11 protein-coding genes are annotated in these 13,419 nt (G+C 60.5%); 7 read left to right on the plus strand and 4 right to left on the minus strand.

Annotated elements, in window-relative coordinates; all coding sequences use genetic code 11:
* Positions 1 to 97 precede the first annotated feature (97 nt).
* From pip to AABM55_RS01770, 7 genes are all read left to right on the plus strand, one after another.
* Complete coding sequence (gene pip, locus AABM55_RS01740; RefSeq protein WP_347928662.1) at positions 98 to 1,069, plus strand: prolyl aminopeptidase; 972 nt, start codon at positions 98 to 100, stop codon at positions 1,067 to 1,069.
* Positions 1,066 to 1,503 (plus strand): D-aminoacyl-tRNA deacylase, encoded by a 438-nt coding sequence (dtd, locus tag AABM55_RS01745; RefSeq protein ID WP_054595196.1) that lies wholly within the window; start codon positions 1,066 to 1,068, stop codon positions 1,501 to 1,503. The genes pip and dtd overlap by 4 nt, the downstream gene beginning before the upstream one ends.
* A 435-nt stretch (positions 1,504 to 1,938) precedes the next feature.
* Positions 1,939 to 3,714, plus strand: coding sequence for a glucan biosynthesis protein G (locus tag AABM55_RS01750; protein WP_347928663.1), 1,776 nt, complete (start codon positions 1,939 to 1,941; stop codon positions 3,712 to 3,714).
* Entirely contained in the window at positions 3,707 to 6,277 is a 2,571-nt protein-coding gene (mdoH, locus tag AABM55_RS01755) for a glucans biosynthesis glucosyltransferase MdoH (protein WP_054595198.1), read from the plus strand. Before AABM55_RS01750 ends, mdoH begins: the two co-directional genes overlap by 8 nt.
* Positions 6,278 to 6,491: 214 nt before the next feature.
* Positions 6,492 to 7,289, plus strand: coding sequence for a transporter substrate-binding domain-containing protein (locus tag AABM55_RS01760; RefSeq protein WP_054595199.1), 798 nt, complete (start codon positions 6,492 to 6,494; stop codon positions 7,287 to 7,289).
* Between the two features lie 196 nt (positions 7,290 to 7,485).
* A complete protein-coding gene (locus tag AABM55_RS01765; RefSeq protein ID WP_103317078.1) occupies positions 7,486 to 8,445 on the plus strand; it encodes an amino acid ABC transporter permease in 960 nt (319 codons plus the stop codon).
* Positions 8,438 to 9,172: an amino acid ABC transporter ATP-binding protein gene (locus AABM55_RS01770; RefSeq protein WP_054595201.1), complete on the plus strand. Its 735-nt coding sequence runs from the start codon at positions 8,438 to 8,440 to the stop codon at positions 9,170 to 9,172. The genes AABM55_RS01765 and AABM55_RS01770 overlap by 8 nt, the downstream gene beginning before the upstream one ends.
* Positions 9,173 to 9,326: 154 nt before the next feature.
* Here the strand turns inward: AABM55_RS01770 and AABM55_RS01775 are convergent, their stop codons facing one another.
* From AABM55_RS01775 to tatB, 4 genes are all read right to left on the minus strand, one after another.
* On the minus strand, positions 9,327 to 11,243 hold the full coding sequence (locus tag AABM55_RS01775) for a methyl-accepting chemotaxis protein (protein ID WP_347928664.1): 1,917 nt from the start codon (positions 11,241 to 11,243) through the stop codon (positions 9,327 to 9,329).
* Positions 11,244 to 11,474: 231 nt separating this feature from the next.
* Positions 11,475 to 12,182, minus strand: a complete 708-nt coding sequence (locus tag AABM55_RS01780) for a 16S rRNA (uracil(1498)-N(3))-methyltransferase (RefSeq protein ID WP_054595203.1) — start codon at positions 12,180 to 12,182, stop codon at positions 11,475 to 11,477.
* The gene (gene tatC / locus AABM55_RS01785) at positions 12,179 to 12,973 is read right to left on the minus strand and encodes a twin-arginine translocase subunit TatC (RefSeq protein ID WP_054595204.1); all 795 of its coding nucleotides are present in this window, start codon (positions 12,971 to 12,973) and stop codon (positions 12,179 to 12,181) included. Before tatC ends, AABM55_RS01780 begins: the two co-directional genes overlap by 4 nt.
* On the minus strand, positions 12,970 to 13,416 hold the full coding sequence (gene tatB / locus AABM55_RS01790; RefSeq protein ID WP_347928665.1) for a Sec-independent protein translocase protein TatB: 447 nt from the start codon (positions 13,414 to 13,416) through the stop codon (positions 12,970 to 12,972). Before tatB ends, tatC begins: the two co-directional genes overlap by 4 nt.
* Between the last annotated feature and the right edge of the window lie 3 nt (positions 13,417 to 13,419).

Genomic DNA, 13,419 nt, shown 5'->3' on the forward strand with positions numbered 1-13,419 from the left:
TGGGCATGCTCATTCAGGTAATTCGGGTTTATGATGCCGGACGGCAGAATAATTGAAGTCCCCCCAGGGATGAACTCGACCCCTTACGGAGCGCGCAATGCAGACTTTGTACCCGCAGATCAAACCCTACGCCCGGCACGATCTGGCCGTCGATGCAATACACACGCTGTACGTCGACGAAAGTGGTTCACCGGAAGGTTTGCCGGTGGTGTTCATTCACGGCGGCCCGGGGGCCGGTTGTGATGCGCAGAGTCGGCGCTACTTCGATCCGAACCTGTACCGCATCGTTACCTTCGATCAGCGCGGCTGCGGTCGTTCCACGCCCCACGCCAACCTCGAAAACAACATCACCTGGGATCTGGTCGCCGACCTTGAGCGGATTCGCCAGCACCTGGGGATCGACAAATGGGTGCTGTTCGGCGGCTCCTGGGGTTCGACCCTGGCCCTGGCCTACGCACAAACCCACCCGGAGCGTGTGCACGGTCTGATCCTGCGCGGGATCTTTCTCTGCCGCCCTCAGGAAATCGAATGGTTCTATCAGGCTGGCGCCAGCCGTCTGTTCCCGGATTACTGGCAGGACTACATCGCGCCGATCCCGCTGGACGAGCGCGACGACCTGCTCAGCGCATTCCACAAGCGCCTGATCGGCAACGACCAGATTGCCCAGATGCACGCGGCCAAGGCCTGGTCGACCTGGGAAGGCCGCACGGCTACCTTGCGTCCGAACCCGATGGTGGTCGACCGCTTCTCCGAGCCGCAGCGCGCGCTGTCGATTGCCCGGATCGAATGCCACTACTTCACCAACAACGCGTTCCTGGAGCCGAACCAACTGATTCGCGACATGGGCAAGATCGCCCATTTGCCTGGCGTCATCGTCCACGGCCGTTACGATGTGATCTGCCCGCTGGATAATGCCTGGGAACTGCATCAGGCCTGGCCGAACAGCGAACTGCAGGTGATCCGCGATGCCGGACACGCGGCGTCCGAGCCGGGTATCACCGATGCATTGGTGCGTGCGGCCAGCCAGATGGCCCGGCGTTTGCTTGATCTGCCGCCTGAAGAAGCATGAAGGGCCTGTTGCAACGCGTGCGAAATGCACGCGTCGAAGTGGCGGGGGAGGTTGTTGGCGCAGTAGATCAGGGTTTGCTGGTGCTGGTGGCGGTCGAGCCGCAAGACACACGGGCCAGTGCCGACAAACTTCTGCATAAGCTGCTTAACTATCGGGTATTCAGTGACGCCGAGGGCAAGATGAATCTGTCCCTGGCCGATGTCGGCGGTGGTTTGCTGTTGGTCTCGCAGTTCACCCTGGCCGCCGATACCAAAAATGGTTTGCGTCCGAGCTTTTCTACCGCGGCCCCACCGGCACTCGGAGAAGAGCTTTTTGGCTATATATTGACCAAAGCGCAGCAGTTACATGGCAAAGTGGCATCAGGTAGATTTGGCGCAGACATGCAGGTGCATCTGGTCAATGATGGCCCGGTAACCTTCCTGTTACAGACCTGAAGACGCTTGAAACATCTTTTCAGGCGTGTTTCGGTCGAAAACAGGGGTTTTTCGCGATAAATACTTTGTTACCCCTGATGCGTTGTAACGCGGCCTACTAGATAATCCCGCGCTACGGGGATCAGCGTTCGTTGGCCCATTTTTGACTTAGGTAGAGACTTGTCCGCAACCGTTTGGGGAATCATTTAGCCCCATCGGAGTCGGAACAATGCTCGCCAACCTGGCATGAGTGGTCTGTACGGTTGGTTTTGTGAGCATTATTTCGGATGTCAGGTAGCCAGAAACAAGGCGCTGCGACGAGTCATAGCCCGCTATGGCGAGAAGCAGCAACGCAGTATCTGGTTACCTGACGCCGAAGTAAGCTCACAAAACCGACCACACAGACCGCCTAGTCTGGCCGTTGGTTTTTTGATCTGTTTTCGGCGAGGGTTGCTCGTGATTGTTAGTCCCTGTAATGCACCAAAATTGTCTGCCAAACGGTTACGAAACGCACTGGTGACGGGCTCTGCTTTGCTTTGCCTGCTCAGCGCTGGCCAGCTTTGGGCATTCAATCTGGATGATGTGTCGGCCAAGGCAAAAGAGCTGGCCGGGCAGAAATACGAAGCTCCGCGCAGCAATCTGCCGAACGAATTCCGTGAGATGAAATTCGCGGATTATCAGAAAATTCGTTTCCTGACCGAAAAAGCCGAATGGGCCGACCAGAAAACCCCGTTCAAGCTGTCGTTCTATCACCAGGGTATGCACTTCGACACGCCGGTGAAGATCAACGAAATCACCGCCAACAACGTTGAAGAGATCAAGTACGACCCAAGTCGTTTCGATTTCGGCGACGTGAAGTTCGATCCTAAATCCACCGAAAAGCTGGGTTATGCCGGCTTCCGCGTGCTGTACCCGATCAACAAGGCCGACAAGCAAGACGAAATCATGACCATGCTCGGCGCGAGTTACTTCCGCGTCGTCGGCAAAGGCCACACCTATGGCCTGTCCGCCCGTGGCCTGGCGATCGACACTGCGTTGCCGTCCGGTGAAGAGTTTCCGCGCTTTACCGAGTTCTGGATCGAGCAACCCAAGCCGACCGACAAGCACCTGGTGATCTACGCTCTGCTGGACTCGCCGCGTGCCACCGGCGCCTACCGCCTGACCCTGCGTCCAGGCAGCGACACCATTGTCGACGTCAAGGCGCAGATGTTCCTGCGTGACAAGGTCAGCAAACTGGGCATCGCGCCACTGACCAGCATGTTCCTGTTCGGCGCCAACCAGCCGTCGAAAGTGCTCAACTACCGTCGCGAACTGCACGACTCCAGCGGCCTGTCGATCCATGCCGGTAATGGCGAGTGGATCTGGCGCCCGTTGAACAACCCGAAACACCTGGCTGTCAGCAACTTTTCGGTTGAGAACCCGCGTGGTTTCGGCCTGCTGCAACGTGGTCGTGACTTCAGCCACTACGAAGACCTCGATGACCGCTACGACAAGCGTCCAAGCGCCTGGATCGAGCCACAGGGCGACTGGGGCAAAGGCACCGTCGACCTCGTAGAGATCCCGACTGCCGACGAAACCAACGACAACATCGTTGCCTTCTGGAGCCCGGAAAAACTGCCTGAGCCTGGTCAGCCGCTGGACTTCGCCTACCGTCTGCACTGGACCATCGACGAAGCAGCCCTGCATTCGGCAGACAGCGCCTGGGTTCAACAGACCCTGCGTTCCACCGGTGACGTGAAACAGTCCAACCTGATTCGTCAGCCAGATGGCAGCGTTGCCTACCTGGTGGACTTCACCGGCCCGTCCCTCAAGGCACTGCCGGAAGATGCACCGGTTCACAGTCAGGTCAGCGTTGGCGACAACGCCGAAGTGGTCGAGAACAGCGTGCGCTACAACCCTGAAACCCAGGGCTGGCGTTTGACCCTGCGCATGAAGATCAAGGACCCAGGCAAATCCACCGAAATGCGTGCTGCGCTGGTCAAGGACATCGCCTCCCCTGAGCCGGCCAAGGCCTCGGTGCCATACGCCAATTCTTCCATTGCCAAGGCCGACAAGATCGCCGCCAAGCAACTCGAGAAGAAAGAAAAGGAATCCAAGGACGCGAAAGACAAAGACGCCAAGCAGCCTGCCGCTGCCGAAGCAGCCCCTGCCACACCTCCTGCCCCGGATGCAGCCAAGACTGAACAAGTGCTGACCGAGACCTGGAGCTACCAGTTGCCAGCCGATGAGTAATTCCCAAGTACAGCCAGAAACTCTCAACGAGTATCTGGCGCACCTGCCAATGACCGATGAGCAGCGCGCAGAACTTGCGGGTTGCACATCTTTCAGCGAACTGCATGAGCGCCTGTCGTCGAAGACCTTCGACGCACCGGGCGAAGCGAACCAGGCTTCGGTCGGTCGCCGGCTGACCCTCAACTCCGCCGAGGAGCTGGAGGAGGCCGAGATGTTGGCGCTCGACGCCAGCGGTCGGGTGTGCCTGAAGGCAACCCCGCCGATTCGTCGGACCAAGGTCGTGCCCGAGCCATGGCGTACCAATATCCTGGTGCGTGGCTGGCGTCGCCTGACCGGTCGCACCAATCCTCCGGCACCGCCGAAGGATGAGCGCGTGCTGCCGGCGGCTCGCTGGCGCACCGTCGGTTCGATCCGCCGCTACATTCTGCTGGTGTTGATGTTGGGCCAGACCATCGTCGCGGGCTGGTACATGAAAGGCATCATGCCGTACCAGGGCTGGTCGTTCGTCGACCTCAACGAAGTTCTGCACCAACCGCTGCTCCAGACCGCCACGCAAGTGCTGCCCTATGCCTTGCAAACCAGCATCCTGATTCTGTTCGGGATTCTGTTCTGCTGGGTGTCGGCCGGTTTCTGGACCGCACTGATGGGCTTCCTCGAGTTGCTCACCGGGCACGACAAATACCGCATTTCCGGCGCCAGCGCCGGCAACGAGCCGATTCCCAAGGACGCTCGCACTGCATTGGTGATGCCGATTTGCAACGAAGACGTACCGCGAGTGTTCGCCGGTTTACGCGCGACCTTCGAGTCGGTCGCAGCCACCGGTGACCTGGATCGCTTCGACTTCTTTGTCCTCAGTGACAGTAACGACACCGATATCTGCGTTGCCGAGCAGCAAGCCTGGCTGGACGTCTGCCGCGAAGCCAAGGGCTTTGGCAAGATCTTCTATCGCCGTCGTCGCCGTCGGGTGAAACGCAAGAGCGGCAACCTCGACGACTTCTGCCGTCGTTGGGGCAGTGATTACAAGTACATGGTCGTACTCGACGCCGACAGCGTGATGAGTGGCGAATGCCTGACCAGTCTGGTGCGCTTGATGGAAGCTACGCCGGATGCCGGGATCATTCAGACCGCGCCACGTGCCTCGGGCATGGACACGCTGTATGCGCGCATGCAGCAGTTCGCCACACGGGTCTACGGTCCGCTGTTTACCGCCGGCCTGCACTTCTGGCAGTTGGGCGAATCCCACTACTGGGGCCACAACGCGATCATCCGCATGAAGCCGTTCATCGAGCACTGCGCCCTGGCGCCGTTGCCCGGTAAAGGCGCATTTGCGGGGGCGATCCTTTCCCACGACTTCGTTGAAGCGGCGCTGATGCGCCGAGCCGGCTGGGGCGTGTGGATTGCCTACGACCTGCCTGGCAGCTACGAAGAACTGCCGCCGAACCTGCTCGACGAGCTCAAGCGTGACCGTCGCTGGTGCCACGGCAACCTGATGAACTTCCGGCTGTTCCTGGTCAAGGGCATGCACCCGGTGCACCGCGCGGTGTTCCTGACCGGCGTGATGTCTTACCTGTCGGCACCGCTGTGGTTCTTCTTCCTGGTGTTGTCGACGGCGCTGCTGGCGGTCAACACGCTGATGGAGCCGCAGTACTTCATGGAGCCACGACAGTTGTATCCGCTGTGGCCACAATGGCACCCGGACAAGGCCGTTGCGCTGTTCTCGACGACCATCGTGCTGCTGTTCCTGCCGAAGTTGCTGAGCATCATCCTGATCTGGGCCAAGGGCGCGAAAGAGTTCGGTGGCAAGTTCAAGGTGACCCTGTCGATGCTGCTGGAGATGCTGTTCTCCATGCTGCTGGCGCCGGTGCGGATGATCTTCCACACCCGTTTCGTACTCGCCGCGTTCCTCGGTTGGGCAGCGACCTGGAACTCGCCACAACGTGACGACGACTCGACACCGTGGAGCGAAGCGGTACGCCGCCATGGTCCGCAAACCTTGCTGGGCTTTTTCTGGGCTTTGCTGGTGGTCTGGCTGAACCCGAGCTTCCTCTGGTGGCTGGTACCGATCGTCGGTTCGTTGATGCTGTCGATCCCGGTGTCGGTGATCTCCAGCCGCGTGAAGCTGGGCCTCAAGTCCCGCGACGAAAGCCTGTTCCTGATCCCTGAGGAATACGCACCGCCGCAGGCCTTGCTGGCAACCGATCAGTACACCCACGAAAACCGTTGGCACGCACTGAACGACGGCTTCATCCGCGCCGTGGTCGATCCGCAGCAGAATGCCCTGGCGTGCGCGCTGGCGACTTCGCGTCACGGTCAGGCCGAGCCGATTGAGTGGCTGCGTATCGAACGGGTTCGTCATGCGCTGAAAGCCGGCCCTGCCGGGTTGAACAACCATGAGCGTCTGCAACTGCTGAGCGACCCTGTAGCACTGGGTCGCCTGCATGAGCAGGTCTGGAGCGACAGTCACGCCGAGTGGCTGGATGCCTGGCGAGCGTCGGTGAAAGCCGATCCTCACGCACCGTTGTTGCCGCTCAAACCACTGAGCACACAGGCACAACCGGCCTGATGAAAAAGCCCCGCTACCGAGCGGGGCTTTTTTTTTGCGTGAGTGATCAGCAAACAACAAATCCCCTTCTGCCCCCTTGTGCAAACGGACGAGTGCGTTAGCATCGCTCCCCTCTTTGGTGCGCCCGGACAACTTTCTGTCCGTAACTGTCGGTTTTAAAAAGAAAATCGGCTTTTTGCGCGCCTGACAACACTATGGGTTAGGGGAGTTGATGATGAAGAAGTATCTCTCGAGGCTGCTGCTCGGCGTCACGGCACTGGTTGCCGTCAACGCGGCGCACGCCGGCGCCATCGACGACGCAGTCAAGCGTGGCACGCTGAAAGTCGGCATGGACCCGACCTACATGCCGTTTGAAATGACCAACAAGCGTGGCGAGATCATCGGCTTCGAAGTCGACATCCTCAAAGCCATGGCCAAGGCCATGGGCGTCAAGCTGGAGATGGTCTCCACCGGCTACGACGGGATCATCCCGGCCCTGATGACCGACAAGTTCGACATGATCGGCAGTGGCATGACCCTGACCCAGGAACGCAACCTGCGCCTGAATTTCAGCGAACCGTTCATCGTGGTCGGCCAGACATTGCTGATCCGCAAGGAGCTGGAAGGCACCATCACCTCCTACAAAGACCTGAACACCGCGGACTACCGCATCACCTCCAAGCTTGGCACCACCGGGGAAATGGTCGCGAAGAAGCTGATCTCGAAAGCCAAGTACCACGGTTACGACAACGAGCAGGAAGCCGTGCTCGACGTGGTCAACGGCAAGGCTGACGCCTTCATCTACGATGCGCCTTACAACGTCGTGGCAGTGAACAAGGTCGGCAACGGCAAACTGGTGTTCCTCGACAAGCCGTTCACCTACGAGCCGCTGGCCTTCGGTCTGAAGAAGGGTGACTACGACAGCATCAACTTCATCAACAACTTCCTGCACCAGATCCACGAAGACGGCACCTACGATCGCATCCATGACAAGTGGTTCAAAGACTCCGCCTGGCTCAAGGACATGGAATAACGCCTGACCTTTGTGGCGAGGGAGCTTGCTCCCGCCGGCCGGTCCGCGCTCGGGCGCAGCAGCCGTAAACCGCTTTACACGTTTTACCCGAAGATGCGCGGTGGCTGATTTCAGGGCTGCTTCGCACCCCAACGGGAGCAAGCTCCCTCGCCACAGGGGGGAGCGCGCGCCCTGATCGATATGGATTTGCTGACAAATGAAACAGAAAAAAGCCCAATGGCCCTGGCACGTGTTGACCGTGCTGGTGCTGATCGGCATGGCTGGTGCGTTGTATTACGCCACCTCGCTGATGTCTTACGAATGGCGCTGGAACCGCGTGCCGCAGTATTTCGCCTATCAGGCTGAAGAAACCCAGCGTGCCGCTGATATTTCCACTGTCAGCGAGCTGGTGCGCACTGGCAATAAGGCCGAAGTGACCCTGCGCAATGACGCCGGGGTCGAACAGCTGCTGAGCGTTGATGACAACAGCCTGCAAGTGGCCCGTGGCGACGACGTGGCGGAAGGCGATGTGGTCGGCGTGACCCGGCATTGGGCGGCAGGACCGCTGTTGTGGGGCCTGTGGACAACGTTGTGGTTGTCGCTGGTGTCGGGCGTGCTCGGGCTGTTGATCGGCCTGGCGACCGGTCTCTGTCGGCTGTCGAATAACCCGACCCTGCGTGATCTGTCGACCGTCTACATCGAGCTGGTGCGCGGTACGCCGCTGCTGGTGCAGATATTCATCTTCTACTTCTTCATTGGTACGGTGCTGAATCTGTCCCGCGAATTTGCCGGGATCGCCGCACTCTCGCTGTTCACCGGTGCCTATGTGGCCGAGATCATTCGTTCTGGCGTGCAATCGATTGCCCGTGGGCAGAACGAAGCCGCCCGTTCGCTGGGTTTGAGCGCTGGCCAGTCGATGCGCCACGTGGTGTTGCCGCAAGCGTTCAAACGCGTGCTGCCACCGTTGGCCGGGCAATTCATCAGTCTGGTCAAGGACACCTCGCTGGTGTCGGTGATCGCCATCACCGAGTTGCTCAAGAGTGGCCGTGAAGTCATCACCACCTCGTTCTCGCCGTTCGAAATCCTGTTCTGCGTGGCGGGTCTGTACCTGTTGATCAACCTGCCGCTGTCGAAAATCGCCAGCCGGCTTGAGCGGAGGCTCGCGCAAAGTGATTGAAGTCCGCGATCTGGTAAAAGTCTTCGACACCCGCGGCCAAGTGGTCCGTGCGGTGGACAACGTCACCACTCGAGTGGCCAAGGGCGAAGTGTTGGTGGTGATTGGGCCGTCGGGTTCCGGCAAGTCGACCTTTCTGCGCTGCCTGAATGGCTTGGAAGCATTCGACTCGGGCTCGGTGAGCATCGACGGTCTGCAACTGGCGGACCCGAAAACCGATGTCAACGCTTACCGCCGTGAAGTCGGGATGGTGTTCCAGCACTTCAACCTGTTCCCGCACATGACCGTGCTGGAAAACCTCTGCCTGGCGCAGAAAGTCGTGCGCAAGCGCGGCAAGCAGGAGCGCGAGGCCAAGGCTCTGGCACTGCTGGAAAAAGTTGGCATCGCGCAGAAGGCCCACGAGTTTCCGTCACGCCTCTCCGGCGGTCAGCAACAGCGCGTAGCGATTGCCCGGGCGCTGGCCATGGAGCCTAAGGTGATGTTGTTCGATGAGCCAACGTCGGCGCTGGACCCGGAAATGGTCGGCGAAGTGCTGGACGTGATGAAGACTCTGGCCGTGGAAGGCATGACCATGGTCTGCGTGACCCACGAAATGGGCTTTGCGCGGGAAGTCGCGGATCGGGTGCTGTTCTTCGATCACGGCAAATTGCTCGAAGACGCCTCGCCGGCCGAGTTCTTCGATGCGCCGAAGGACCCGCGAGCACAGGCGTTTTTGCGGCAGGTTTTATAACTTCAGCGCCTGTCAGACCGCTATCGCGGGCAAGCCTTGCTCCTACAGATTTATGTTGTGCCCGAATCTTGCGGCAAACATGGGTTCGTAGGAGCAAGGCTTGCCCGCGATGGCATCGCCTCGGTCCCAAGCGAACCGAGGTATCTGCATCACCTCAAACCCTGAACTTGCCCACCAGCATCTGCAAATGGGTGCCCAACCGCGCCAGCTCGACGCTGGAGGCCGCGGTCTCTTCGCTGGCGGCCGAGGTCTGGTCGGAAACGTCGCGCACGTTCAGCACGCTGCGGTTGATTTCCTCGGCCACGGCGCTCTGTTGTTCGGCGGCTGCGGCGATCTGCTGGTTCATCGCCTGAATTGCCGAGACAGTGCGAGTGATGTTGGACAGCGAACCGCCAGCGCGGCGGGTCAGTTCAACACTGCTGTCGGTCAGGCTGCGGCTGTTGTCCATGATGCTGGCGACCTGTTGAGTACCGCTTTGCAGGCCGACAATCAGCTCTTCGATCTCTTCGGTGGACTTCTGGGTGCGTTGCGCCAGGCTGCGCACTTCGTCGGCAACCACGGCAAAACCACGTCCGGCCTCACCGGCCCGTGCAGCCTCGATGGCCGCGTTGAGGGCCAGCAGGTTGGTTTGTTGGGCCACGGACTTGATCACATCCAGCACGCTGCCGATCTTGTCGCTCTCACGCTTGAGATGCCCCATGGCTTCAGTGGAGTTGCCGACTTCGGTGGCCAGGCGTTCGATCTGGGCGATGGCTTCGCCGACCACCTTGTCGCCTTCGCGGGCCTGCTGGTCAGCGGCGACGGCGGCTTCCGATGCTTCCTCGGCGTTGCGTGCGACTTCCTGTACGGTGGCGGCCATTTCGTTCATGGCGGTGGCCACCTGGTCGGTTTCAATTTTCTGGTTGTTGACCCCGGCGCTGGTCTGCTCGGTCACGGCTGAAAGTTCTTCGGCGGCGCTGGCGATCTGTGTCACGCCTTCGCTGATGCCGCCGATCAGTTCGCGCAGGCCGACGGTCATGCTCTGCATCGCGCGTTGCAACTGGCCGAGTTCATCGCGTCGCTGGGAAACGAGGTTGTGAGTCAAGTCGCCGGCAGCCACCTGTTCAGCAACTTTAAGAGTCTGGTTCAACGGGATGATGATCTGCCGGGTGATTGCCCAGGCAGCGAGCAGACCGAATGCCAGTGCCAGCGCGGTCACCAGCAGCAAGGTGTTTTTGGCTGCGGTGGCATCGCTATCACGCACGACGGTTTGGGCGGTGGTGAGTTTCTTGCTCAGCTCGAACAGCAGGTCGCCTTGCTGGGCCATGTCCTTGAGGGCGGTGGCGCTGGCCACCTGGGAATCGCGGTATTGGCTGACGGCTGCGCGGTAGGCGATCAACATGTCGGTGGCTTGTTGCAGGTTGGCGGTGTGCTGTTCCGGGAGTTTTTCCGGCAGGGTCTTGAGGTACTTCAAGGCGTTGTCGATGGCGTCCAGCGCCGGTTGCTCAGCCTCGACCTTGCCGCTGTAGGTGTAGCCGCGCACCTGGAAGCGTGCCTGCTGGATCAACTTGCTCAGCTCGATGACGCTGTTGAACCGGGCGACACTGTCTCCTTGCAGCAGGGCGGCTTCGACTTCCGCCACGTGGGCCACGGCATTGTCGGCGCTGGCACCGAGTTTGGCGCGGGCCGCTTCGCGGTTGGCGGTAGCCTGGGTCATGTCGGTAAAGGCGTGCTTGTACTTGCTGACGGCTTCAATCTGCTGATTGAGCATCGCCACGTCGGCCGGCTGCTCGATCATCTTGAGGGCGCCTTGCAGGCCTGAGTCGAGCTTGTCCAGCAACTCGCTGACAGCGGCGGGGCCTTGTTCACCGCGACGCATTTCATAGTCCAGGCGAGCAATACGCAGGTCTTTGGTCAGCTCATTGAGGCTGGAAATATACCCGAGCTTGTCGCCGCGACTGATGATGCCGCTCATGCCCGTCCAGCCATCCACAGTGATCAGCAGGGTCAGGAGCAACACCAGGCCAAAGCCGATGCCAAGCTTGCGATTGACGCTCACATTTCCCAGGTGTTCGGCTAACCATCGGTACATGCTGCGGACTCCCTACGACCACGTTAATTGGATTTATAGAGAGACTATCGGCCGGAAGATGGAGATCTGTAGGCCGCCGCAATGTCTGGGTCGGCAGTCACTTGTGGCGAGGGAGCTTGCTCCCGTTCGGCTGCAAAGCAGTCGTAAAGTCGGTGGATGCGTTCTTGCTCGAAAAAAGCGATGGCCGCTTCGCGCCCAAGCGGGAGCAAGCTCCCTCGCCACAGGGCTGTGTTAGAAAAGGCGCGAAAGCAGGGCGGTGACGGCGGTTTCGACCCGCAGGATGCGGTCGCCGAGCTGTACCGGTTGCAGGCCGGCCTTGCTCAGCAGGTCGACTTCGTAGGGGATCCAGCCGCCTTCCGGGCCGATCGCCAGGGTTACCGGTTCGTCCAGCCCTCGAGGGCAGGGCGGGTACTGGCCGGGGTGGCCGACCAGCCCAAGGGTGCCGTCGGCAATGGCCGGCAGACGGTCTTCGACGAAGGGCTTGAAGCGTTTCTCGATAACGATCTCGGGCAACACGCTGTCGCGAGCCTGTTCGAGACCGAGGATCAGTTGCTCACGGATGGCCTCGGGTTCGAGGAACGGCGTCTGCCAGAAGCTCTTCTCGACCCGATAGCTGTTCACCAGCACGATTCGCGGCACACCCATTGCGGCGACCGTCTGGAACACTCTGCGCAGCATCTTCGGCCGTGGCAGGGCCAGCAGCAGGGTCAGCGGCAGCTTGGCCGGTGGTGGCTGGTCGAGGGTGACGCGCAGTTCGGCTTCGGTGGCTTCCAGGCGCAGCACTTCGGCCGAGCCCATCAATCCGCCAATCCGCCCGACCCGCAGGCTGTCGCCGACTTCACAGCGGTGGACTTCCTGCATGTGAGTGAGTCGGCGATCGCGCAGGATCACCCGGTCGGCCGCAATGAAGTCGGCCTCTTCTAGGAGCAGCAGGTTCACGGTTGAGTCGCTGGCGGCTGGTCGTTGTGATCGTCCGCCGGCTGGTCATCCGCCGGTTTTTCGCGTTTGCTGACCAGGCTGCCAAACACTATGCCGATCTCGAACAACAGCCACATCGGCACGGCCAGCAGGGTCTGCGAGAAGATGTCCGGCGGGGTCAGGATCATGCCGACCACGAAGCAGCCGATGACCACGTACGGGCGGATCTTCTTCAGGTATTTGACGTCGACCACGCCGATCCACACGAGCAGCACCACGGCCACCGGGATCTCGAACGCCACGCCGAAGGCGAAGAACAGCGTCATGACGAAATCCAGGTAACTGGTGATGTCGGTCATCATTTCCACGCCCGCCGGAGTGGCCGAGGCGAAGAATTTGAAGATCAGCGGGAACACCAGAAAGTAGGCGAACGCCATGCCGGTGTAGAACAACAGGATGCTGGAGACCAGCAGCGGCACCGCGATGCGCTTTTCATGCTTGTACAGGCCCGGCGCGATGAAGCCCCAGATCTGATGCAGGATCACCGGGATCGCCAGGAACAGCGAGACCATCATGGTCAGCTTCAACGGCGTCAGGAATGGCGAGGACACGTCGGTGGCAATCATCGTCGCGCCGGCTGGCAAATACTGGCGTAGCGGTATCGAGACGAAGGTGTAGATCTGCTGGGTGAAGGCAAACAACCCGGCAAAGATCAGGAAAATCGCCGCGACGCAACGCAGCAGGCGAGTACGCAACTCGGTGAGGTGCGAAACCAGCGGCATGTGCTGGTCGTTCTCTGGAATATCGCTCATGGGGCTCGCGGCGGCAGTGTTGGGTCGTGGGGAGCCGGCGCAGTAGTTGCCGCCGCAGGAGTAACAGGGGCTGTCGGTGGTGCGGCAACGACCGCTGGAGGCGGCTCGACCCGTGTTGCGACAGCTGCAGTTTCGGCAGCAGGCGCAGGCGCCTGGACCGTCTGCTCGGCTACCGTCTCGACTGGCGTCGGCTGCTGGGCTGGATTGAGGATTTTGCGCGCCTCTTGTTCCAGCGACAGAATGTGCTCGTTGTGCAGTTGCCGGCGAATCTCGTCGGCCCCGATTTCACGTTCAACTTCCTGTTTGATCGCGTTAAAGCTGCGCTTCAGGCGTCCGATCCACAGGCCGGCGGTGCGCGCAGCGCCCGGCAGACGCTCGGGGCCCAGCACCAGCAGGGCAACGAGGCCGACAAGCAGCAGTTCAGAGAAGCTGATACCGAACATTAG

Source organism: Pseudomonas helvetica (assembly GCF_039908645.1).
Classification (GTDB): Bacteria; Pseudomonadota; Gammaproteobacteria; order Pseudomonadales; family Pseudomonadaceae; genus Aquipseudomonas; species Aquipseudomonas helvetica.